This window comes from Spiroplasma endosymbiont of Dilophus febrilis (genome assembly GCF_964030685.1).
Classification (GTDB): Bacteria; Bacillota_I; Bacilli_A; order Mycoplasmatales; family Nriv7; genus Nriv7.
Window position 1 is genome coordinate 375,673 of sequence record NZ_OZ034912.1, and the last position, 23,493, is coordinate 399,165.

At 25.5% G+C, this 23,493-nt stretch carries 28 protein-coding genes; 15 read left to right on the top strand and 13 right to left on the bottom strand.

What is annotated here, in order from left to right; all coding sequences use genetic code 4:
* Nucleotides 1-17: 17 nt before the first annotated feature.
* Nucleotides 18-641, top strand: a complete 624-nt coding sequence (locus AAHF53_RS01865; RefSeq protein WP_342190043.1) for a hypothetical protein — start codon at nucleotides 18-20, stop codon at nucleotides 639-641.
* 88 nt (nucleotides 642-729) lie between these two features.
* On the opposite strand, the gene AAHF53_RS01870 is transcribed toward AAHF53_RS01865, so the two are convergent.
* The 13 genes from AAHF53_RS01870 to AAHF53_RS01930 form a co-directional block, all read right to left on the bottom strand.
* Nucleotides 730-1,812, bottom strand: coding sequence for a DDE-type integrase/transposase/recombinase (locus tag AAHF53_RS01870; RefSeq protein WP_342190044.1), 1,083 nt, complete (start codon nucleotides 1,810-1,812; stop codon nucleotides 730-732).
* Nucleotides 1,813-1,874: 62 nt separating this feature from the next.
* A complete protein-coding gene (locus AAHF53_RS01875; protein WP_342190045.1) occupies nucleotides 1,875-2,393 on the bottom strand; it encodes a hypothetical protein in 519 nt (172 codons plus the stop codon).
* Between the two features lie 53 nt (nucleotides 2,394-2,446).
* The gene (locus tag AAHF53_RS01880; RefSeq protein WP_342190046.1) at nucleotides 2,447-4,033 is read right to left on the bottom strand and encodes a hypothetical protein; all 1,587 of its coding nucleotides are present in this window, start codon (nucleotides 4,031-4,033) and stop codon (nucleotides 2,447-2,449) included.
* 264 nt (nucleotides 4,034-4,297) lie between these two features.
* On the bottom strand, nucleotides 4,298-4,651 hold the full coding sequence (locus tag AAHF53_RS01885) for a hypothetical protein (protein ID WP_342190047.1): 354 nt from the start codon (nucleotides 4,649-4,651) through the stop codon (nucleotides 4,298-4,300).
* Entirely contained in the window at nucleotides 4,644-4,841 is a 198-nt protein-coding gene (locus AAHF53_RS01890) for a hypothetical protein (RefSeq protein WP_342190048.1), read from the bottom strand. The genes AAHF53_RS01885 and AAHF53_RS01890 overlap by 8 nt, the downstream gene beginning before the upstream one ends.
* A gap of 1,069 nt (nucleotides 4,842-5,910) precedes the next feature.
* On the bottom strand, nucleotides 5,911-6,237 hold the full coding sequence (locus AAHF53_RS01895) for a hypothetical protein (protein ID WP_342190049.1): 327 nt from the start codon (nucleotides 6,235-6,237) through the stop codon (nucleotides 5,911-5,913).
* A 13-nt stretch (nucleotides 6,238-6,250) separates the two neighbouring features.
* Nucleotides 6,251-6,760, bottom strand: coding sequence for a hypothetical protein (locus tag AAHF53_RS01900; protein ID WP_342190050.1), 510 nt, complete (start codon nucleotides 6,758-6,760; stop codon nucleotides 6,251-6,253).
* 265 nt (nucleotides 6,761-7,025) lie between these two features.
* Nucleotides 7,026-7,550: a hypothetical protein gene (locus AAHF53_RS01905; RefSeq protein ID WP_342190051.1), complete on the bottom strand. Its 525-nt coding sequence runs from the start codon at nucleotides 7,548-7,550 to the stop codon at nucleotides 7,026-7,028.
* 31 nt (nucleotides 7,551-7,581) lie between these two features.
* A complete protein-coding gene (locus AAHF53_RS01910) occupies nucleotides 7,582-7,824 on the bottom strand; it encodes a hypothetical protein (RefSeq protein ID WP_342190052.1) in 243 nt (80 codons plus the stop codon).
* A 15-nt stretch (nucleotides 7,825-7,839) separates the two neighbouring features.
* Nucleotides 7,840-8,070, bottom strand: a complete 231-nt coding sequence (locus tag AAHF53_RS01915; RefSeq protein ID WP_342190053.1) for a hypothetical protein — start codon at nucleotides 8,068-8,070, stop codon at nucleotides 7,840-7,842.
* Nucleotides 8,071-8,234: 164 nt separating this feature from the next.
* On the bottom strand, nucleotides 8,235-8,447 hold the full coding sequence (locus AAHF53_RS01920; RefSeq protein WP_342190054.1) for a hypothetical protein: 213 nt from the start codon (nucleotides 8,445-8,447) through the stop codon (nucleotides 8,235-8,237).
* A 73-nt stretch (nucleotides 8,448-8,520) separates the two neighbouring features.
* Nucleotides 8,521-9,363, bottom strand: coding sequence for a rolling circle replication-associated protein (locus AAHF53_RS01925; protein ID WP_342190055.1), 843 nt, complete (start codon nucleotides 9,361-9,363; stop codon nucleotides 8,521-8,523).
* A gap of 132 nt (nucleotides 9,364-9,495) precedes the next feature.
* Nucleotides 9,496-9,795: a hypothetical protein gene (locus AAHF53_RS01930; protein WP_338966992.1), complete on the bottom strand. Its 300-nt coding sequence runs from the start codon at nucleotides 9,793-9,795 to the stop codon at nucleotides 9,496-9,498.
* A gap of 299 nt (nucleotides 9,796-10,094) precedes the next feature.
* Here AAHF53_RS01930 and AAHF53_RS01935 point away from each other — a divergent pair, with 299 nt between their 5' ends.
* The 14 genes from AAHF53_RS01935 (at nucleotide 10,095) to tpiA (ending at nucleotide 23,480) form a co-directional block, all read left to right on the top strand.
* Nucleotides 10,095-11,042 carry a hypothetical protein gene (locus AAHF53_RS01935; protein ID WP_342190056.1) on the top strand — a complete coding sequence of 316 codons (948 nt, stop codon included), beginning with the start codon at nucleotides 10,095-10,097 and terminating at the stop codon, nucleotides 11,040-11,042.
* A complete protein-coding gene (locus AAHF53_RS01940; protein ID WP_338968747.1) occupies nucleotides 11,042-11,167 on the top strand; it encodes a hypothetical protein in 126 nt (41 codons plus the stop codon). Before AAHF53_RS01935 ends, AAHF53_RS01940 begins: the two co-directional genes overlap by 1 nt.
* Before the next feature lie 104 nt (nucleotides 11,168-11,271).
* The gene (locus AAHF53_RS01945) at nucleotides 11,272-12,057 is read left to right on the top strand and encodes a hypothetical protein (protein WP_342190057.1); all 786 of its coding nucleotides are present in this window, start codon (nucleotides 11,272-11,274) and stop codon (nucleotides 12,055-12,057) included.
* A 292-nt stretch (nucleotides 12,058-12,349) separates the two neighbouring features.
* Nucleotides 12,350-13,171, top strand: a complete 822-nt coding sequence (locus tag AAHF53_RS01950; RefSeq protein WP_342190058.1) for a lipoprotein — start codon at nucleotides 12,350-12,352, stop codon at nucleotides 13,169-13,171.
* 624 nt (nucleotides 13,172-13,795) lie between these two features.
* Nucleotides 13,796-14,296 carry a hypothetical protein gene (locus AAHF53_RS01955; protein WP_342190059.1) on the top strand — a complete coding sequence of 167 codons (501 nt, stop codon included), beginning with the start codon at nucleotides 13,796-13,798 and terminating at the stop codon, nucleotides 14,294-14,296.
* Between the two features lie 17 nt (nucleotides 14,297-14,313).
* Nucleotides 14,314-15,273, top strand: a complete 960-nt coding sequence (locus AAHF53_RS01960) for a GMP reductase (RefSeq protein WP_338967518.1) — start codon at nucleotides 14,314-14,316, stop codon at nucleotides 15,271-15,273.
* Between the two features lie 109 nt (nucleotides 15,274-15,382).
* Nucleotides 15,383-16,774 (top strand): MFS transporter, encoded by a 1,392-nt coding sequence (locus AAHF53_RS01965; RefSeq protein WP_342190060.1) that lies wholly within the window; start codon nucleotides 15,383-15,385, stop codon nucleotides 16,772-16,774.
* 374 nt (nucleotides 16,775-17,148) lie between these two features.
* The gene (locus AAHF53_RS01970) at nucleotides 17,149-17,628 is read left to right on the top strand and encodes an ATP-binding cassette domain-containing protein (RefSeq protein ID WP_342190061.1); all 480 of its coding nucleotides are present in this window, start codon (nucleotides 17,149-17,151) and stop codon (nucleotides 17,626-17,628) included.
* Complete coding sequence (locus AAHF53_RS01975) at nucleotides 17,622-17,897, top strand: AAA family ATPase (protein ID WP_338968926.1); 276 nt, start codon at nucleotides 17,622-17,624, stop codon at nucleotides 17,895-17,897. Before AAHF53_RS01970 ends, AAHF53_RS01975 begins: the two co-directional genes overlap by 7 nt.
* Nucleotides 17,861-19,363, top strand: a complete 1,503-nt coding sequence (locus AAHF53_RS01980; RefSeq protein ID WP_342190062.1) for a hypothetical protein — start codon at nucleotides 17,861-17,863, stop codon at nucleotides 19,361-19,363. Before AAHF53_RS01975 ends, AAHF53_RS01980 begins: the two co-directional genes overlap by 37 nt.
* Nucleotides 19,364-19,467: 104 nt before the next feature.
* Nucleotides 19,468-19,794: a hypothetical protein gene (locus tag AAHF53_RS01985; RefSeq protein ID WP_342190063.1), complete on the top strand. Its 327-nt coding sequence runs from the start codon at nucleotides 19,468-19,470 to the stop codon at nucleotides 19,792-19,794.
* On the top strand, nucleotides 19,781-20,329 hold the full coding sequence (locus AAHF53_RS01990) for a hypothetical protein (RefSeq protein ID WP_342190064.1): 549 nt from the start codon (nucleotides 19,781-19,783) through the stop codon (nucleotides 20,327-20,329). The genes AAHF53_RS01985 and AAHF53_RS01990 overlap by 14 nt, the downstream gene beginning before the upstream one ends.
* 291 nt (nucleotides 20,330-20,620) lie before the next feature.
* Nucleotides 20,621-22,621: a PTS transporter subunit EIIC gene (locus tag AAHF53_RS01995; protein ID WP_342190065.1), complete on the top strand. Its 2,001-nt coding sequence runs from the start codon at nucleotides 20,621-20,623 to the stop codon at nucleotides 22,619-22,621.
* Between the two features lie 121 nt (nucleotides 22,622-22,742).
* The gene (gene tpiA, locus AAHF53_RS02000) at nucleotides 22,743-23,480 is read left to right on the top strand and encodes a triose-phosphate isomerase (protein WP_342190066.1); all 738 of its coding nucleotides are present in this window, start codon (nucleotides 22,743-22,745) and stop codon (nucleotides 23,478-23,480) included.
* The last annotated feature ends 13 nt before the right edge of the window (nucleotides 23,481-23,493 follow it).

Consider the following 23,493-nt stretch of genomic DNA (forward strand, 5'->3'; position numbering starts at 1 on the left):
AAGAAGGAATAATAAAAATGAAAAAATTACTAGCAATCTTAGGGACAATAACAATAGCAGGAAGCGGAGTAATAACATTGGTTGCAAACAAGCCTACATCTATAAAAACAGAAGAAAAAATTTTAAAACGAACTAAAAGATGAGGAATAGAAAGTTGAATAGCAATTATACAACAATGAAGAAATGTTGAATTAGATTATCAAAGAGCAGCAGAAGAATTTCAAAGGACACAAAATCATTGACAATTTTCTCAAGCTCAACAACGCTTTTTACAATCTCAACAAAATTTTAATAATCAAAGTATTCAATTTCAACAAGAATTACAAAATTGAGCACAGCAATTAAAAACAGAAAAACAACAACAACCAACTTGAAATTTACAAAATTGACAAAATGAAAAAATAAATCAATTAAATCAAAAAGTTGGTGCATCAGTAATTACAAATGAAGATAAAGATAAAATTTTTAGAGCTTCTTCTATGTCGGAAAAATCTGAGTTAATTATTGCTAAAACATCAAGTGTGGCTGTGCTTACTGCTACTGGTGCCGCGATAGGAGCATTTTCATTCGGTCCTATCGGAGCAGCCGTTGGCGCCGGGTTAGGAGCAATATCAGGAATGTTAATAAGTATTTTTAGCTAATTAAAAAATATTATCACTTTTACTTGTAGTTATTTTTATAATCTATTATTTTATAAAAAAGAAAATATTTATTCAAAATATCTAGAAATTATTTTGTTAAAAGTTTTTGTAATGTTTGAAATGGGGTTTTATTATTTAAAGATAAATGACGGCGTTCAAAATTATAAAAATAATAATATTCATTTAAATAATGTTGGAGTTCGTTTTGATTTAATTTTTTATCCTTAGCATAAAATAATTTGGTATAATGTTTGTGGAATTGTTCAATCTTCCCATTACTTTGCGGTGAACGGATTGGTGTGGTTTCGTGAACGATTCCGTTTTTTGAAAGAAAGGTTGTAAAAGGCCTTTCTTTTACTTTGTATGCTTTTTTATTACTTCAATTAGTAGTGGTAAATTCCGGAGCATTATCAGTACGAAGGCGTTTAATGGTTATACCAAGTTCACTAAAATCTTTCATTGCTCTTTGTACAGCATTAATCGCGTTATTAGTTCCTAAACTATCATAGACATAACCAAATACTAGCCGTGTTTTTTCGTCAATGAAATCATAAATGTAATATTTTTTATCAACCGGAAAATTTGATGTGGTAATAATTTTAGCATCTATTTGTAAAAGCCCAATCTCGGAGACTTCATAACGCTTAAAATGGCGTTTTGTTTGTTTGATTTGCTGTTTTAATTCTTTTCAGCGAGGGTCGGATTTAATTCAACGATAAAAAGTTTTGATATTTTTCGGAACTTCTGAATTTTTTACATCGTGAAAACCGATTTTTAAATTGTTAAATAAAGACCACATTCCGCCAGCTTGAAAATTTTTGTAATCAAAATATAAATCACATACTTTTTTGCGAGAATTTAAACTATATTGATAATTAAGATTTTGTGGTTTTGTAGTTTTAAACAATAACAAATCTAAATTGTCAGAATAATAAGCGGTCATAATTTTTTCTGCCCAACGATAAAAGGTTTTAGTTGCATTCTTAAAATATTTTTTAATAAGTTTTGTTAAAGTAGTTTCTTCAATATAGAAATAAGTACATAAATTTAAATAGTTAGTAATGCGTTTTTTAGTTTTATAGTAATAAGGATTACGGCAATTAGCACTTAGTCAACTTTGGATTTTTGCTTTTAAATCCGCTAAATCAGCTTGAGAAATAATATATTTCATTTTTTAAAACTCCTTAAATTGAGAAAATCGTATTTTTTTAATACGATTTTCAATAATATTTATTAAATTTTTAATTGATTAGGCAATTGTTGTTCATTATCTTTTTCAGGTAAAGAAGGTAAATCAGCAGTAAAATCTCGAATATAATATTGAGAATCACTAATCTTTTTCCAACTCTTAAAAGCAAAAATTATTTTAACATTAACAAGTTCGGGAATTTGCCAACCTTCAACAGAAAAATTCTGAGCATTAGAAAAATTACCAATAACTTTACGAGTTCGAAAACCATTTTTTTGAAAAAAATGCTCTATCAAATTACCAGACTGACGATTCTCAAGAAAAAAACTAGTTTTAACTATATCAGATGAAAAAGAAACATTATCATCAAAAAAAGTAATTCTACCCGCCGAAGGAACGGGGAAACTCTCAATATTAAAAAATGTATTTTTAAGAACACTAAATTCGAAACTACAACTATTACCACAAATATTTTCTTCTCCTAATTCAGAAATATTTGCTTTATTACATCCAGAAAAAAACATTACACATAATAAATTTAAAGCTAATAAAATTTTTCACATAAAAAATTCCTCCTTTCAAAGAAATTATATTTATATAAAAATATTAGCAATATTTAAGAAAACTTTTTTAATAGCATTAGTAAAATTGCTAATGGCACTACAAACTCAAATAACATCTGAAACGCCGGAATAACTTCAAATACCGGAAAGGCAGTTTTGGTAGAACTAATTGTTGTTTTGGCAATATCCGCAAGGGGGCGAATTAAAAGATTAATCCCTGAAATACCAAGTAATCAATTTAACAGGCCAACAGAAGCGTGTTGAATATCACAAGATATTGCACTAAATAAACCTCAATAAGAACAGTTAGGCGTGGAAATTAAGTCATCCACATTACCACTTATTCCACCACCAATAAAAGCCGTTGAATTCAAAATGTTAAAATCGTATAAATAATAATGATATTCAGTACTTTCACCTTTCTTTTTATATAGTGGAAAGGTCAGTGTAAAAATATTAATTCCAAACATAACATCAACTTTGGCATTGTAAAAATGAAGTTTATTACTAGTAGCGTTTCATAATTGGTTATCATATGCTTTTAACACATTAAAATCTATTTGATAAGAGCTTTTACCAGTATTAAAACCATTGGCGGTTTGTTTATCTTTAACAAAAAAATAAGAACGAAAAATCATATTCTTACTATTTTCGATTGTTGAACCAAAGTTAATTAAATACTGTTTGGGATAAAAAGTAATTAAGGAACGATAGAAAAACCCCATTTGTAAAACATTTTTAGGAATTTGTTGCATCCCTTTGTAATCTAATTCTACATAAGTAGAGGCATCTGTATCAAAACTCGCATAAAAGAATTGTACAAAAAACTCACCTAAAACTTTATAAATTTTATCAAATAACTCATTAATAAAATCAATAGTTAAATCTTTTTGATAATAAAGTATAAAATCTTTAAAATTAGTTTTTAGTTTATCATCATAGCGTAAAAAATAGAAAGTATTACCATAATAATTAACTTGTCCAAAAAAGGTATTAATAAAATCTCCTCCAAAACTTGTTCGTGACCCAAATTTTAAAATTGATTTACCATTCTCTAAAAACTCAATATCACCCATAAGGTCAACCCCATTAGTTTTTATAGTAATAACATCACCAAAACTAGAAAAGGAAAGTTCTGTAAAAATAATAGCTTGTGCTATATAATCATCATACAAAGTCTTTCGACTTAAATTAAATTTACTATTTTGTTTAAAACCATTTAATTTAATTGAAATTTCACTCATATATTTAAAATTATCATCAAAGAAATTAAAAATTGGGACTCAATATAAATAACTATAATTAAATTTATCAAAATCTCGGCGTTGTATCATTAAATAATCAAGTTTATCTTGAAACTGATTATACTGATACTCGCCATCATTTTTAGTTATTTCCGTAGGTAATGATTGTTCATTATCTTTTTCAGGCAAAGAAGGTAAATTGGCAGTAAACTCTCGAATATAATATTGAGAATCACTAATCTTTTTTCAACTCTTAAAAGCAAAAATTATTTTAACATTAACAAGTTCAGAAATTTGCCAACCTTCAACAAAAAAATTCTGAGTATTAGAAAAATTACCAATAACTTTACGAGTTCGAAAACCATTTTTTTCAAAAAAACGCTCAAATGGGCGCATAAAGTTTTGTTAGGTGGGTAAAGATTTGAATAATTTTGAAAGAAAAGCAACTAAAAATTTATTACCTTTTTACTTGAAAAATAATTAATAAAACAAAATATTTAATATTAACAAACATATTCTTAATAAAAGGTTATAAAAACTAAGTAAAATGCTTATAAAAACAACATTAAAATAATTTTTTACAACAAAAATCATACATAAGAAATATATACTTAATTTGCATATTGAAATAATTTATAGTAAATGACTATTTTTTCTTTTTTAAAAAATACCTAAGAAAACTAAACGCGACCCTATCAAATTACCAGATTGACGATTCTCAAGAAGAAAACTAGTTTTAACTATATCAGATGGAAAAGAAACATTATCATCAAAAAAAGTAATTCTACCCGCCGAAGGAACAGGAAAACTCTCAATATTAAAAAATGTATTTTTAAGAACACTAAATTCGAAACTACAACTATTGCCACATTGACTAGGGTTTGTGGCTCGTTTTTCTCGTTTCATAAAGAATTGTTCCATATTAGGTTTTGGTGGTTGTTTTGTATCAAAAAACGCCCCTAACGGCACCAAACTAATAAACATTATAATAAATCAAGAAATAATCTTATGCATCTCATCACGCCTTAAAATTCTTTTTCATTGTTTTAACAGCATCAGAAAATTTATACTGTTGATGTTGTGGACATTCGCAATTAACAACTTGAATTTGATGCTTTCTAAAAACTTTATTAAAATAATAACCCCTAATAATTAACTTAATACCAGTTATTAAGAAATAAATAATTAATAATCAAAAATACACCTTAAAAAATACACTTTGAAAATTTAATGGTATAAAATCTTTAAAAAATTTATCCCCTTTAATTTGAAGGACCGTTAAAAATATTCAAATTATAATAACAACACTATGAAGTATAATAAAAAAATGTATAAAACCTAAAACGCTTTTAAATCATGGTCGCGTTTAGTTTTCTTAGGTATTTTTTAAAAAAGAAAAAATAGTCATTTACTATAAATTATTTCAATATGCAAATTAAGTATATATTTCTTATGTATGATTTTTGTTGTAAAAAATTATTTTAATGTTGTTTTTATAAGCATTTTACTTAGTTTTTATAACCTTTTATTAAGAATATGTTTGTTAATATTAAATATTTTGTTTTATTAATTATTTTTCAAGTAAAAAGGTAATAAATTTTTAGTTGCTTTTCTTTCAAAATTATTCAAATCTTTACCCACCTAACAAAACTTTATGCGCCCTTAAATCATTTAATACCTAATATTTTCTTTAATTTTTTCATTTTTAACTCCTTAAAATTAAATATATTGTCGATAAAATACAAATCGTTCCTAAAATTTGGAAAATCGGATGTTGAGAAAATAACCTTATCATTGGTTTAAACAAATCTAAAATTTTAATATTATTTGGGTCGCGTTTAGTTTTCTTAGGTATTTTTTAAAAAAGAAAAAATAGTCATTTACTATAAATTATTTCAATATGCAAATTAAGTATATATTTCTTATGTATGATTTTTGTTGTAAAAAATTATTTTAATGTTGTTTTTATAAGCATTTTACTTAGTTTTTATAACCTTTTATTAAGAATATGTTTGTTAATATTAAATATTTTGTTTTATTAATTATTTTTCAAGTAAAAAGGTAATAAATTTTTAGTTGCTTTTCTTTCAAAATTATTCAAATCTTTACCCACCTAACAAAACTTTATGCGCCCTATTATTTGATAGAACTTTATTAAAATATTCTAAACCCTCACGCACATAGGCTCATAAACCTAAAAAGTCATTTAAAGCAAAAATAGAAAAAACAGCAACAAGAATAAATAAAATTATCAATTTAAACATTTTAAAAACCTACCTTTTTATTCGCCGTCCATTTTGATTAACTCACGGTCTATTTTTAGGACTATTACCACTGAATTTCTTAATTGGACCACTAGATGATTTTTTCTTTGCTCCTCAATTAGCAACTGATTTTTGATATTTTTTACGAAAACTAACTTTTGGTCGTTCAATATGAATACCTAAAATCCCACCAATTACAAGATTTATTACAAGCATAATTAGCGGAAAAATAATAATGCGAATATCTGTTCCCGGAATGGTTAAAGTTCAAATTAAATCAAAAACTTTATAAAACATATCGCCAATCAAACTAGCCATTTTTTCTAAGTTTTCCATTTTTTAAACTCCTTTACTTGTTTTTCTTCTTCAGATTATTTTTTAACTTAGTAAGTATCTTACTAAATTTTTCCATTTTTAAATATTCTAATGCTTCAATATCCATTACATTATCATTTCAAAATTTATGTTGATAATTATCGTTCAAAGCACGATTACTTAATTCGCGCAAGAATGATAAATATTTATTATCATAAAGATTTAAAATTGACATCGGAATTTTCAATTTAAAGAAATAAATATCTAATTCCGGAATGCTACGATACTTGATTTTGCGACCTTTTTTATCATTTTTTGCATTAATTAGCGTTAATCGTCATTGTTCGTATTCGCTTACCGATTTAAAAGTGCCATAAACAACTTGCAAATAGGGTCGGAAAATACTAACCGGTTTTTTTCTAATGCCAACAATTATTGAATTCGCAATATCACGAACTTTAACTCATATATGTTCAGCTCGTTGTCCGCTTGCTAATACGATATGGGTAAATTGTCGAGCCGAAGCGAAATATTCTGGGTGCATAAAGTTTTGTTAGGTGGGTAAAGATTTGAATAATTTTGAAAGAAAAGCAACTAAAAATTTATTACCTTTTTACTTGAAAAATAATTAATAAAACAAAATATTTAATATTAACAAACATATTCTTAATTAAAAGGTTATAAAAACTAAGTAAAATGCTTATAAAAACAACATTAAAATAATTTTTTACAACAAAAATCATACATAAGAAATATATACTTAATTTGCATATTGAAATAATTTATAGTAAATGACTATTTTTTCTTTTTTAAAAAATACCTAAGAAAACTAAACGCGACCAATATTGTAAACCTTGGGTTACTCTATCATTTTCTTTATAGTCAGTTCCTTCTAAAAATAAGTTAGTTTCATCTCATAACAGCAAATGCTTTTCTTCTAATATCGGATAATTATAATCTAATAAAGACATATGCCCTAATGAAAGCATTTGTTTATTGGTAATTGGAAAAGTAGAAATCGTTTTTCAACCACTTAATAAGTAAGAAGCTAAAACCATCAAAGCAGTTTTTCCGGTCCCTAAAGCACCAATGACTAAATTTAAGGGTGAATTTAATAAGAAATTAATAAAACTACGACGAGCAAAGAAATGAGAAATTTTAGTATATAAAATATACAAAGCAATTAATAAATAAATAATATCAAATAACATTCGTCAACTTTGGGGATTATAATAATGCAAAATCGCACCATAAATTCAGGCAATAATAAATAAAGTGCGATTTAAAGCCACAAAATCATGTAATCTTAAATTTATTTTTTTAAACAATAGCATCACTTAAATCACACTTTCTTTATTTTTATTATTATCTGCCGGGCATTAATTTTTCAAACATTTTGAAAGCGATTAAAAATAAACCAATAATCACACCAAGCAAGAAAACTCAATATGTAGCAAAGAAATTAACGACATTTGGCATATTACCACCAATAATATCAGTTCAAATATTACCGAACGCTGTAATTAATGCTTTTCATAAGTTAGTGACCGCTTGTTCGCCAGTAATTGCTACCGGTGTTATTGCTCCATCAAGAAAAGTTCTAATCATATAATCACCCCCTTTCTAAACAAAATATGATTTAACCTTATAAAATAAAATAACCATAAATAAGACAGTGAATACTAATACCATTCAAAAGGCAATATTTGCTATTAAAAGTCAAAGTGGTTCTTTAGTTAAATCAATTTCTTTTCCAGAAACTCACGCCGGAATAACTTTAATTTGAATAAATAAATCTCAAAAATATAATTTTGTCATTTCTCAATCTAAATCTTTTCAAGCAACTAAAAACATAATAATTACCGCTTAAAAGGTCAAAAGAGTAGAAAAATAATTGCTGAGAAGAGCATTACAATTATTAAAATTGAAAACAAAAATACAACTTGGGGTGGTAAATCAGCAGTTGGATAAATTAATTCAATTAATTCAATAATTATTTTTTTAAACATTTTCTAAACCTACTTTTTAATTTCTTTTTCATCTTGTTCTAACAAATTTCGTTTAAACTTTGCAATAAATATTCGTTGTGAATAAGTAAAATCTTTTGGTAGCTGGTTTGCTTCACTACCATATTTCTTTTTATCTTTAAAAAACCGATAAATATTAACCGCAATATAGTATGCTAGTAATAATGTTAAAATCGTAAAAAACACTAATCCAAAAATACTCATTTTTCTTTTCTCCTTAATTTTTTAATTTTTAATTTTTATTTTAAATTGCAATTTTTCTTTCATTTTTTAACTCCTAATGTTTCATTTTTAATAGTTGATTTCTAAATCTTAAACTTTCTAATGAAGCATAATGTGCACTTTCAAAGTCTATATAATTAATATTTTTAAATTCATAGATTGCTCCGCACATTTTGGTTTTAAATTTATTAACTGTTGATTTTAAGTATTTTACAAATTCAGAATTTACAGTTCTATTAACAATATTATTCAAAGTATCGGTAAATACTTGTTTTCTAGTAATGGGATTTTGACAATTATATGAGAATTGATAAGCCTTGATATTTAAGTCATACTGGTTTAATGATTTTTCGTTCAGAACATTTTTAGTTATATATTTAGAGCAATATTTTACAACCATTTCATTAGTGTTTTCACGAACTCTAATATTTTTGTTAATTCCATAAGGTCAAAATTGTAAAATAATTTTATGTGGTATTTTTTCGGTGATTAAAATATGAAAATGAATAACGCCTCGTTTTTGATATTCATAGGTATACAAGTACTTAATATTTTTATTTTTAACTTTAAATCAGTATTTTAATTTTTTAAAAAATTTATTTAAATCACGCTTACATTTTCTAATATCAAATTCATTAACATCAGCATAAGTAAGCGTTAAGAATGTAAGTTTTTTACAGTCTCAAAAATTATGATATGCCTTCCGAATGACATTAGATTTTGCACGAATATTGCTATTAAGCAGTTTTGTATCACAATTACCCTTATTTTTAACTCCATCAGTATTACGAGTATTTGCTTTGATGCGTTCTAACGGCATAACAATATTGCGAATATATTGACCGTAATAAATAGTTTTCATATAAAAATCAGTCGGATTTTGAGGTTGTAAATTCATATTTTATGCTCCCGTTTTAGATTTTCGCCAGTTGTGTTATTTAATCAAGTAATAGTCGGCTTCGCCGACTAACCCGCTAGCGGGCGGGGCATACGCCTTCCGCACCGCTTCGCAGACCGAAGTGATTATCAATTAACTGGACAAGTTTTTTTGATTTTTTGATAATTCAATTTTTTGCAAGTTAACTATTTTGGGGGTTTTTTCAAAAGTTAATTCGCAACTAAAAAATGATTTAACATTTTCTTTTAACAGTTTATAAATTTCTTGTTGTTCTAGATTGTTATCATCAATTCATAAAGCCTTTTGTTCGCCTGTAGGCTCAAATAAGTCATTTTCATAACGCAAAAATTCGGCAGAATAACCTGACATCATAGAGCCATCTTTATTTTTAAATATTTTTCTTTTTATACTAACTAATTTAACTTTAAACATTATTTTTTAAATTCCTTTTACTTTTATTTTTTAAAATTTTTTTAATATGATTAATAAATTTTTTCTCACAAGCAACATGCAAATATCGTTTATCACTAAATAGATGTAAACTACCAGCGACATATTTTATAATCTATCGTTCCTTTCAAAATTTAAAAACCCTTTTCATCGCAAGAATTACAGATTCCAACTGTATTTTTATTACCAACAACATAACTTTCGTTGTCGCATTCAATACAAAATATTACTGCCAAAAGAAAACACCCCCTAAAAGTTTGTAGAAAACAAAATCTTGTCATATGTATATGGTTTCTACAGGTGCGGGAATAGGGTTACAACATTTATTTGAACCTAATATTGCTAAATTAAAAGAAATGAAAACATGAACGAGTGCTTTTGGATCAGGTTTTTTTACTTTAAGTATTTGTACAGCGGCAATAATTATCTTTTCTGGTTATGCTCCTAAAAATCAGGATAATACTAATCAAGCTTTTATTATTGTTTTTGGTGATGTTTTAGTAGCAATGATTGCGGCGATTACAATTTTTGCTGGTATTGGAAACATTGCTACTTTAGAAAATAAGAATTTTGAAGAAGTATTTGGTGCTGGTGAAACTTCGTTAGTGTTTAGTGTTTTTCCAAAGATATTTGCAGAAATTAATAATGTTACTTATGGTCTTGGTAATTTTCTTGGGATTATTTTCTTTTTAACGGTTTTCTTTGCTGGAATTTCATCATTAATTATGGCAACAGAGGGGGCAACATCACCACTTCATTTAGATTTGAATGTTAAACGATTACCAGCAACAATAATTGTTGCTGGTGTTGCGATGATGTTAGGATTTATTTTAGTATTTAAAAATTCAGCATTGTTAATTGATGGCATTGCTTCGTGAGTTGCTGGTTTATGACAATTAATTATTGGTATTATTGAAATTATTGGGGTATGTTTTGTTTGAAAAAAAATTCAAATTATATGTGATTATAATAATAAGAATTCTTGAATTAAATTAAGAAGATTATTTAAGTTAACATTGTTTGTTGTTGCACCGTTAGTTTTAATAATTAGTATTACTATGAATTTCTGAGTTTTTGTTAATAACATTATTAGTCAGCCCTTTATTTTTGCAGCAGTTGGTGGTATAGTTGGTATAACGGTAGTTGTTATGCTTGCTTTTATATTAGCTTTTAATAAAGAAATTAAACAATTATTTCAAAAAATATGAAGTGAAAGGAAAAAAAGGTAATGTCAGGATTAGCTATTAGTATGATGGTATTTATTTTAACAAGTTTAGTTTTAGGGTTTTTATTCTTTTTGTATCGTCAATATCAATGTCAAAAGCAAACAAAAAAAATGAAAGATGGTAATTAGTAATTAATTATCATCTTTTTATTTTATTTATGTGCTAAAATAAATTTTAAGAATGATGAAGGAGGTATATTTTACTAAAGATATTTTGTAAGGAAGGTTACTTAATGAATAGTTTTATATCAGTATTAAGTAGTATCACTATTGGATTAACAAGTGTGACGCAATTAGCTTCTAGTAGAATTCAATTAGTTAGTCAAAAAAGTAATGTAGTATGTTTGCAAACAATAAAAAAACCATCGCAAATGGATATATCAAATTATGATGCTACTGTTAAAGCAATATTTAATTTTGATATTAAACCATTTAGAGATGCGAAAGTATGAACAGAATCTTATAATGCTGGTTGAAAATTTTGAAATTCAGGTTTAAAAATTTTTTTTAATAAACAAACAGTACAAGCCACAAAAGAGGTTTTACGATTTAAAAATGTTTCTAGTTATTCCGATATAAAAAATACTTTGACAATATTTTTTAGTAAATATAATAATCTTCAACAAATAATAAAAAATCATTCGCAAAACTTTCATATGATTCAAAAGGCGTTTAAAGATTTTTTAATTGTGCTTTTTGATATTGTTCCGCAAGATAAAAATATTGGTATGAAATTAGTTGAAGATTATTGACCATTTTTAAGTGAATATGCTCCTAACATTGTTAATTTTTTATTAAAAGAACAAGTTAGTAGTATTATGAAAGTATTAAATCAGATTAATAATGTCTTTAATAGGCTTAATAGCATTTTCTTTTTAGGAATACCTACTGTGATTTTAGGAGCGATTTATAAATTAGCATCAAGTTTTTTTATAAATATGATTAAGATTGATCAAGGAAAGGGAGTATATTTCTTTATTAGGTTGTATATTTATCCTGAAGGTTTTGAACCGTTATAATAAATAAAAAGATTTTCTTGAAAGGTAACAGTTAGTTTAATTGTTACCTTTAAATTTAATATAAAAAATTGGTAACCTTGTAATATTTACATATGTTGAAGACCGGTCAAGAAAAATTATTTTTAGCGAAAGTTTGAGAAATGTTTTATAATTAAATTCCAAACGAAGAATATTTTAGATTAAAATTTGGAGAAAGAAATTTTTATTGTTTAATTTGCTTTGTATTAATTTAAATATCTTTGCACATATAAATGTCAATATGTTAATAACAAGTAAAAAGGAGGATACAAGATTGAAAAAATTATTAAATTTATTAAGTGCAGTAAATTTAATTGCCATTGGATTAATTTCAGTTGTTAGTTGTGGTAGTAGCAGAGCTAAAATTAACCCAATTGCTAAACCAAAATCAGCAGAAGAAACAATTAATCATGAGCCGACATTACGTGCTTCTAATCCTAATAACTTCAAATTTGATCTAAGTAAAATTAGTCAAAAAGAAATATTATTATATGAAACATCTAATGATGAATTTTTAACAAGACAGTCAATTCTTGAAACAGACATTAGTGAAAAAGTAAAAAGGGCGGTTTTAGAACTTTTAAAAGAAAATGATAATTCTTTAACTGAAAATGATTTTATCGTTGATTTTAGCGAAAATTTTCCAGTTGACATAAGAAATAAAACAAATATTAATATTAAAGCAAAGGTTAGTGAAAAAAATAATAATAACAATAATGCCGAAATAATAATAAATATTAAAAGAAGGTTTTATACAAATGTTAAAATTATGTCAATTGAATCACCAACAAAGATTATTGCTAACGATCCAACAAAAGTTACTAAAGAAGAATTAAAAACAGCATTATTGCCAGAAATTTTAAAAGCATTAGAAAAATTAAATTCTGGATTTCCTAATGCTGTAAATATAAAATATATATTAATCAAAGAATTTGAAATAGAAAATCTAAATTTTCCCCTTGATTTATCTTCTGAAAAAATATTAACAAAGTTTAATATTAATTTTAAATTTATAAGTGGTGTAATACCAGTTGTTATGTTTGCTCCAAACATAATTTTAAATAATTTTAAATTACCGATGGCATTAAAAAATTAGTTAAATATTAAAGAAGGATTGTAAATTTTGATTTCTTCTTAGAAAGAAAGGTTAATAAAAGACCTTTCTTTTTATTACTTTGATTAGTAGCAAATTTTTTAGTTGGATTTTTTTATATCTTAGAGAGGAACTTATTTAAATAAAAGTGGTTAGTTAAGAGTATAAAAAATTAAAAATCTTAAAATGATAAATTAATAATGATTAAATTTAATTATGTAATAATGTCTAGAAAAAAAAGAATTTTTCACTTTATTTTATATTAAAATAAAAATGTTTTTAAAATATTAAATTAATTGGTAAGGAAAGGGTGCATAAAGTTTTGTTAGGTGGGTAAAGATTTGAATAATTTTGAAAGAAAAGCAACTAAAAATTTATTACCTTTTTACTTGAAAAATAATTAATAAAACAAAATATTTAATATTAACAAACATATTCTTAATAAAAGGTTGTAAAAACTAAGTAAAATGCTTATAAAAACAACATTAAAATAATTTTTTACAACAAAAATCATACATAAGAAATATATACTTAATTTGCATATTGAAATAATTTATAGTAAATGACTATTTTTTCTTTTTTAAAAAATACCTAAGAAAACTAAACGCGCATCATCAACAAATTTATTTGCTTGGACAGGGATTAGGTGCTAATATTATATCTTGTCTTAGTAATAAAGTATCGGTTACTGGGATAATATTATTGAATATAATTAGTAATCCTAATTATCTTGATAGTGATTTGAAAACAAAATTTATTTCGTTGTATGGTTTTTGATTTGATCGTAATGTTAAATTACCAGTTGTTTTGGTGGAGAAATTAATTAGTAAGAATAAAACTTATCAGTTACAAATTAAGAAATATTTTGAAAATAAGCCGTTTTTATTATGATATCGGTTACAAATGAACTCTTTAATTAATAAATCGTATTGAAAACTTAAAAATTCAAATAAAAAAGTTTTATTATTACAAAGTAATAATCATCCGTTTAGTAGTCAAAAAAAAATTAAAAAGTTAATGGGGGCTCATTTACTATATTTCATTGATGATGCGCATTATTTACTATGAAGTAAAAACTATGAGCAATATTGTAAAATGATTCATCAATGAATTGAGAATAGTAGTTAATGTTTAAGGAGAAAAGTATGAAAAGAGAATATTATAATTTTGAAAATATTCGATTATTACCTAAAAAATGTATTGTTGAATCAAGGAAAGACTGTGATGCCAGTGTGCAGTTAGGTAACTTTAAATTTAAGTTACCAATTGTTCCTGCTAATATGACAACAGTTATTAGTGAAACAATGGCATTATTTTTAGCTAAAAATAATTATTTTTACATTATGCATCGTTTTGAGTTTGATAATGTGGCTTTTGTTGCTAAAATGAAAGCCCAAAATCTTTATAGTTCGATTAGTTTGGGAATTAAATTAGAGGATTATAATGTCATTGATGAATTGAAAGCAAAAAATTTAATTCCTGATTTTATTACTATTGATATTGCTCATGGACATTCGCAATATATGGAAAAGATGCTTAAATACATTAAAATTCATTTACCACAAACATTTGTTATTGCGGGAAATATTGCTACGGTTGAAGCAGCACAAGATTTAGTTTCTTGAGGAGCTGATTGTGTTAAAGTTGGTATTGGTCCGGGAAAAGTTTGTACGACAAAGTTAAAGACTGGTTTTGGCACCGCTGGATGACAACCCAAAGCTTGTTTAGACATTTTTAATACGATTAAACAACCAATTATTTTAGATGGTGGTTTACGCGAACATGGTGATATTGCTAAAGCGATTAGATTTGGGGCAACAATTTGTATGGTGGGAGCGATATTAGCAGGATTGGAAGAATCACCAGGGAAAACTGTCCAAGTTGATGGTCAATTTTTGAAAGAATATTATGGTTCAGCTAGTGCCTTTAATAAAAAAAATACTGATAATATTGAAGGCAAGAGAATTTTTGTTCCGATTGAAGGAAATATTGCTTCAAAGTTAAGAGAAATTAATCAGGATTTACAATCAGCAATTTCATATTCGGGAGGCAATAAACTTTTTGATTTAAGAACCGTTGATTATGTTTTATTAGTTAGTGAATAAAAAAATGTCATTTTTAAATAAATGACATTTTTTCTTTTAAATGAAAGATGTTTTACTAAATCTTATGTTAAGATAAATTTATAAGTTTATATTTGAGAGGAGTAAGAAAATGACAAAACTAAAAAATTCATCTTTTGTGAGAGTTTTTCATAGTTTTGGCAGTAAAAAAATATGAGCTATTGCTATTTTAGCAATGGCAGATGTATTATCAATGACATTGCCTTTTTATTTAAAAAATGTTTTTTCTAATATTCATACTGAGTTTGGTATTAGTGAAGGAAAATTTACTAGTGCTCTTGCAATATATGGGTATGTTTTATTACCATCATATTTATTTGGTGGTTATCTTGCTGATAAAGTTAGTTTAAAGTTATTAATTGTTAGTGGTTTAGCAATGATTGGTGGCGTTGGTTTTTGATATGGAGCAATTCCATTTATGCAAGGTACCGAAGAAGCAATTTTTAGTCAGTTAGTAGCGATATTTGTTATTTGAGGATTAGCAACAGGATTTATTTTTTGGTCAGCATTATGAAAGTTATTGTCACAACAAGCAACCGACAAGCAACAAGGAACAGTTAATGGTTTATTAGGCAGTATTAATGGTTTGTTTGGTGCTTTAATTGTTGGTTTTTCTTATGCGATTTATTTTATTTTAAAAGCAACAAGTTTAGATAATTGAGCATTTCCAGCTTTATGTTGAGTTTTATCAGCAACAGCTTTAATTGTTTGTGTTTTAACAATGTTATTTGTTGAAGAAAAGCAAAAAACGAAAGCTTTTGCTTTTAAGTGAGATGAATTACGACTGATTATTGGTAATATTAAGGTGTGGTTAGTAACACTATTAATTTTAGGTGTTTATATGTTTCAATCAGGTTTAAGCGTTTTTATTAATTACTTAGAAAATAGTTTAAAAGTTGCTAGTGTAGTAACATTTATTTTAGGAATTGTTAGAACTTATCTCTCACGGTTTGCTGTATCTTCATTTGCAGGAAATATTGCTGATCGCTGAGGGAAGTGTATTCTCTTTATTACTTTGGGACTAGTAATAAATAGTTGTTTAATTTTGATTGCTATTATTACACCTGGGTTTGGAACAACAATTAATAATTTTGGAGCTGCTGGAAAAATTACAATTCAAATTATTGTTTCGGCGATGTTTATTCTTTTAGGAATAACTTGTTGATGTTTAGTAACTAATCGTTGAGCAGTAATTAATGAATTAAATATTCCAGAAAAGAATTATGGTTTAATGGTAGCATTTATTTCTTTAATTTCTTTTTCTCCTGATGCTTGATTTTGACATATTGCTTCTGTTGTTTATAAGCGTTATGAAATCGTTGAGATTGTTAATGGTAAAGAAGAAAAATTTTCTAGCCAAACGGGATATCAAATTGTCTTAACAATGATTCTTGTTGTTTCATTATTAGCAGTATTAGCGGGATGCATATTATTATTTTTAAAAAGAAAAGATAATAAGCGCTTAAAAATATCAGCTAGTTAATGAAATCAATATTAAATTAATATTAAGTCGCTTTTAAATTTAAAAGCGACTTTTTGTTGCAAATAAACGAAAGTTATTTCATAATGAGTAAAAGTTAAATATTAGATTTTATTTGTGTTATATTTTAATTAAGAGAACATTTGAAAGGAAGGTTATTAAAATGCTAAAGGCATTATTAGTATTTTTAATATCAGGATTTGCTTTTTCTAGTTTAGAAAATAAAACACGATTTTAAATTTAATATTTTTAATTAGTGCTGAAATGAAAGACCTATGATAATTGAAACCATTTATTTTTAGCAATTGGAGGCTATGATGGCATATTAGCCAAAGAAATTGATAAACTTGTTAATCAATAAGAAAGGAAAATAAATTGTGAAGTTAAGTTTTTGAAAGAAGCAAGATCAACTAGATATCAATTTTAATAATGATTTTGCCATTGAAGTTAATAATTTATCTAAGAAAATAAAAGGTAAAGTTATTTTGGATAATTTAAGTTTTAATATTAAAAAAGGAATTATTTTTGGATTATTAGGACATAATGGTGCGGGAAAAACGACTCTCATTAAATTAATTGTTGGTGTTATTAATAAAAATTCAGGAAAAATTAAAATTATGGGAAATGATACTAAGCGAACTAATAATTGTGATATTAGTTATTTACCAGAGCAATTTAATTTTAATTCTAAAATAAAAGTAAATGAATATCTTTTAGGATTAACTAATTTTAATAAAAAAACTAACACAGAAAATATTACGGCAATAAAAGCAATGATGCAATATTTTAACTTAGATGATGCGGTTTTTAAAAATATTTGTTGTCTTTCAAGTGGAATGCAAAAAAAGTGATGCTAGCACAATGTCTTTTATTAGATACAAATATTTTAATTTTTGATGAACCAACTGATAATTTAGATCCAACAGCAAGAAATAAACTTTTGCAATTATTACTTTCTTTAAAACAACAAGGTAAAACAATTATTGTGGCTACTCATATTTTAAAAGAGTTAGAACCATATTTAGATGCTTTTCTGATTTTAAATAATGGCAAGATTAATTTAATTCAAGAAAGAAAGGTAAATGAGATATGAGATTTGCAAGAAATTTATGATCAAGTTTGTTAGCGTTATATAAAACTAGACAAAAACTTAGTGATAAAAGATTACTAGTTTTTAAAATGGATTTAATGTTAACAATGAAGTCTTTTATTTTGTGATTTATTACTATTATTGGCACTATTGTTTCTACAATTTTAGTATTAACAACTATTAATAAGCATAATTGAGGTAGAAATATAATTCCAGTAGTTGAATGAGGATTAATGCATTATTTTTGGGTTCCATTTTGTTTAATTTTTATTTTTGCGATGTTACTAGTTTTTTTATATAGTATTATATTTAGTCGCCTTTTACGAGAAAAAACTTTTCATTTATTACTTACGAGAACAATAAAAAGATCAAGTATTTTAGTACAAAAATTATTAGTTTCGCTTATTTGATTTTGCATATACTGATTATTTATTATTGTTCCTTTTGTACTTGTTGTTGTAGCAAATAATTTAACTCAAAATTTAATTTGACATTTTATAAAAATTCTTTTTGCTACTGTTGCTGTTTCTTTTATGTTGTTCCCATTTTTCTTATTTATTTTAATTTTATTAGCTCATAAATTTAATGATGCCATTAGTTTATTAGTTGTTATTATTTTGACTGTTTTCTCAATTTTCTCACCAGATTATATGAATATTAATTATAGTGGTAATTATTTTAGTGATAATAACAAATTTAAGATGATTAGTAATTATTATAAAGAAAATATTGCTATTGATGGATATTATCATAGGTTTTATAATAGTTTTAAAAATAATGATGCTGGGACTTCTCATCAAGATGTTGAACAATATTTAATTGATAATAAATTGTTATTTAAATCGTTGGATAAACTTATGGTTAAAGATAATAAAATTTTTAATGTTAAGCGTGATATTATCATTAATAAAGCAATATTAGAATTCACTCCAAATTTTATTGAAAAATTATATACTTATCAAGGACTGATGTATGGTTCGTTAAATAAAAATCAATTTTATGGTATGGAGGTGCTATCTTTTTTAAAACATAAGGTATTTAGTTTTTTTGCTGCCATTATTACTAATAATGAGTTTAAAGAGTACATTATTAAAGAAGTAGTTAAAGAGTATAAGGTTGATATTGAAATAGCATATCAACAGTTATTTAGTAATGAGAATAAATACACTAGTTTCTTTTTTAAAGATGATTTACAAAAATTAAATAATCCCAAATTAATTGCTAATAAAACTTTGCTTTTAAGTGCTAACTTATTTTCTCAATATAATTTGACAATTGCTAATATTGTTAATGAAGATATAACTTATGATTATTTTGGATTTTCAGGATATTTACCTTATAAGTATAATATTGTTACAATAAATAAAATGCCATATTCCTTAGATTGAAATAAGCCACTTACTAGAAGGAATGTTTGATGACCAATATTATTTCATTTGTTGTTAAATTTATTGTTAATTTATTTACTGTTTGTTTATATTAATAAGAAAGATTATTTTTAATTTGGGTATCATTGAAATAATTATTTGAAAGTGTAAAATTAAACTATATTAAAAGCAAATACTTGTTTTGGGTGATTTTTGATGTTAGGTAATTATACTTTTTTATGTTTCAGTGACTAGTTGCAACATATGATTTTTTATTAAAACTTTTACGAAATTTTCAAGAAAGAAAACTAAGGAAAGAAAAACTAAAACAAGAAGTTGAAGCAACGAAACAAAAGAAAATTGATACTAAGATTTTATCGGAAAAATTGCTTCGAGAACAATATAAGACATTTTATGTTAAAGAAATTTATGATACTGTTAAAAAACAAAAATATAATGAATTTAAAAAAATAAAGAAAACAATGGATTTAAAAAAAGAGTTAGAAATATTAATTGAGAATGTTAACGGGATTGAAAATGAGGTTATTGATAGTGAAAGAGAATAATATATATGAATTAAAAAATGAAATTATTGTGAATTTTTCGGAATTACTTTTAAAAGAAGTAGCACTTACATATTTAGATTTATTAAGAAAATATCAAAAGGGTGATGCTCATCATCTTATTTTAGAATTTTTAAATGTCTCAGTTTTACTTTTAGATAAAGTAATAGTTGATGAAAAACTGTGAGATAAGACTGATACTAGTTTATTATTAGACTTAAAAAATAGTATTTTTTTGGCAGAAAAAGGTAAAGAAAAAAGATTAACTAAGGCTTTAGAAACAACAAAAAAAGCATATAAATATTTATTTATTAAATTAAATTTTCTTTTTTCTTTAATAAAAGATAAAGATATGCAAGAAAAATTATTTTTAGATATTTATAATATTTATGTTAAGGGTTTTGAAAATAAACAAATTATTTTTTCTGATGTTATTAATGATTATTCTAAAAAATTAAATCGGAAACGAAAATTTTTAACTTTTAATATTGATGAATTAAATTATTTTTGGGCGCATAAAGTTTTGTTAGGTGGGTAAAGATTTGAATAATTTTGAAAGAAAAGCAACTAAAAATTTATTACCTTTTTACTTGAAAAATAATTAATAAAACAAAATATTTAATATTAACAAACATATTCTTAATAAAAGGTTATAAAAACTAAGTAAAATGCTTATAAAAACAACATTAAAATAATTTTTTACAACAAAAATCATACATAAGAAATATATACTTAATTTGCATATTGAAATAATTTATAGTAAATGACTATTTTTTCTTTTTTAAAAAATACCTAAGAAAACTAAACGCGACCGGGTAATCAAACTTATTTGTCAGTTATTGGTAATACTTTTACAATATTAATACCATTAATTATTACTGGTGCTTTTGCTTTGCTTCTTAATAATGCTGTTTTTGGCAATACTAATAGTTCATTAGCATATTGAATTGCTGTTTGAACAGATGCTTATTCTGTAGTTCCTAGTAATCCTAACATTATTGAATTTGTTGGTATTGGCGAACAAATAATAACGAGTTTTAAGGTTGTTGGTGAAGTAATTTATAGTGCTACTTATTTAATTTTAGCGCCATATGTTTCATTTTTAATTGGTTATTTATTGGCAAAAAAGCGTAATCAAGAATTAGCAGTGATTATTGGTTTAGTAACATTAGGAGTTTTTCTTATTAGTGGGGGAATTACTGTTTATTGACAGACTCCTGTTAAGATTGGCACAAAGTTTTTGGGTGTTGATGGTTTATTTTCAGCAATTATTATTTCATTTTTAGGAGCAGAATTACTTTTATTTTTATCACGAAATAATCGGTTAGCAATTAAAATGCCAAAAGGAATGGCATCAATTGTTAGTCAGTCATTTGCTAAGTTATTGCCAATTCTTATTGTTATTGTTATTTTTGCTATTGTTTCACAATTGTTTATTACTGTTCCGATTCAACAAGCAGTATTGAAAGAATTTAATCGCCTTTTTGATTTAGAAAGTGATGCTGATACGGTGAAAGCTATTGTTAAAGATACTGAAGGAAATATTTTTTATGCTGTTTTTGTTTTTCAAGCTGATGATAATTCTTGATTTTCAACAGTTATTCCTTTAGCAAGAGACCAAATGGCTGTTTTTGAAAAGGTTGAATATTTATCGTTTACTGGTCAAGGATATGAAATGTGAGGTAATTATGAAGCTAAATTTGATAATTATGCTTTGTTTACACCTGATATTAATGCTTTAAATTTAGTTGCTATTTTTTATAAGTTTTTTGCATATCCTTTTATGAATTTTTCTGCTAATCCGAATATTGGTTTAGGTTTAGCGATTGTTTATGTATTTTTTGGACAGTTATTTTGATTTTTTGGTTTGTCAGGAACAAACATTATGAATGGTATTTTTGGACCAGTTTGAGGATATGCTATTGTGCAAAATGCTGCATCAATCAAAGCTGGTTTGGTACCGCAATTTATATTTAATGAATCATTTTTCAATAGTTTTATTTTTATTGGGGGATGGGGAATGTCGTTATCTTTACTGTTGGTGTCATTATTAATTGGTCGTGATAAAAGAGCAAGAACAATATCTAAAATGGCATTAGTTCCAACAATATATAATATTAATCATCCGATAACATTTTCGTATCCTTTAATATTAAATCCAATATTTTTTATTCCTGCGGTTATTGGTCCAGTATTATTAGTGATTTGAACTTGATTATGAATGATGTTAGGGTATGTTCCTTATGCTTCACTGCAAATGTCTTTTCTTGCTCCTGTGGGCGTTGGTGCCATTTTAGCAACATCAAGTTGGAAAGCAATTATTTTAGTATTTTCTAATTTAATATTAGGGATGGTAATTTATGTTCCCTTTATATTAATTGCTAATAGTATAGCTAAGAAAAATGGTAATGCTGTTAATTTAGGATATTTAGGTGCGATTCATTATTTTTTTACTGGCAAAAACTTTCAAGATTTACGATATCAAGAAATTAGGAATAAGCATCGCAGTGAATATCAAATTTTAAAGAAAAATGATGCTTCAATTGAGGAAAAGCAAAGATTGCGAGAGAAACATATTCAAGAATGAATCATTTATCGTAAATTTCTTAAAAAGGAACGCATTGAAATTAAAAAACGACAACAACAAGAAAAATTACAGCAAAAAATTGAATTAAAGGCACAGCGAACTAAAGTTTCTGCTAATAAAAACAAAGATAAAAAAGAGAAAAAACTTATTAAGAAAAATAATCAAGATTTGAAAAAAGCAAAAAAGGCTTCTAAAAAGGCTAAACTAAAATCTCAAAAAAGAATTAAAAGAAAGAAAAAATAAAAAGCTTTATCTTTTGTTGATAAAGTTTTTTATTGAAAATTGCGATTTTCTAGTGGCAGCATATCCAAAAATAGATATGTTATAATCAAAGAGGAAAACAATTAAGAAAGGAATTATTTAAATGCGTAAACCAATTATTATCGGTAATTGAAAAATGTATAAAAATATTAATGAAACAAAAGATTTTATTTTGCAAGTTGAACAGAAAATGATGAATCAGAATATTGATGTTGGAATTGCTGTTAGTTTTCCTTTATTGGAAACATCTATTCGTGAGGCTAGTAAATTAATTATTAGTGCTCAAAATTGTCATTTTGAAAATGACGGTGCATTTACGGGAGAGGTTTCCCCATTATTGTTAAAAACTATGAATGTTTCCTATGTTGTATTAGGGCATTCTGAAAGAAGAATTCTTTTTAATGAAAGTAATAAGATTATTAACAAAAAAGTTTTAAAGGCTTTAGAAAATAATTTAAAAATTATTCTTTGTTGTGGTGAAACGGAAGAAGAATATATTAATAAGCAAACAGAAGTAGTTGTTGCTCACCAATTAAAGATAGCATTAGAAAATGTTAGTGAGAAACAATTAGAACAAATTGTTATTGCTTATGAACCGGTTTGAGCTATTGGAACTGGAAAAACCGCAACAGTAGAAGTAGCACAACAAGTTTGTCAGTTTATTCGTAAAAATATAATGGAAATATATAATGTTGCTCTAAGTAATAAGATTAGAATTCAATATGGTGGTTCTGTTAAACCAGATAATATTAAAGCACTTTTAGAACAACCAGATATTGATGGAGCATTGGTTGGTGGTGCATCATTGCAAGTGGATTCATTCTTGCAATTAATTTCTTAATTAATTTCTAAGG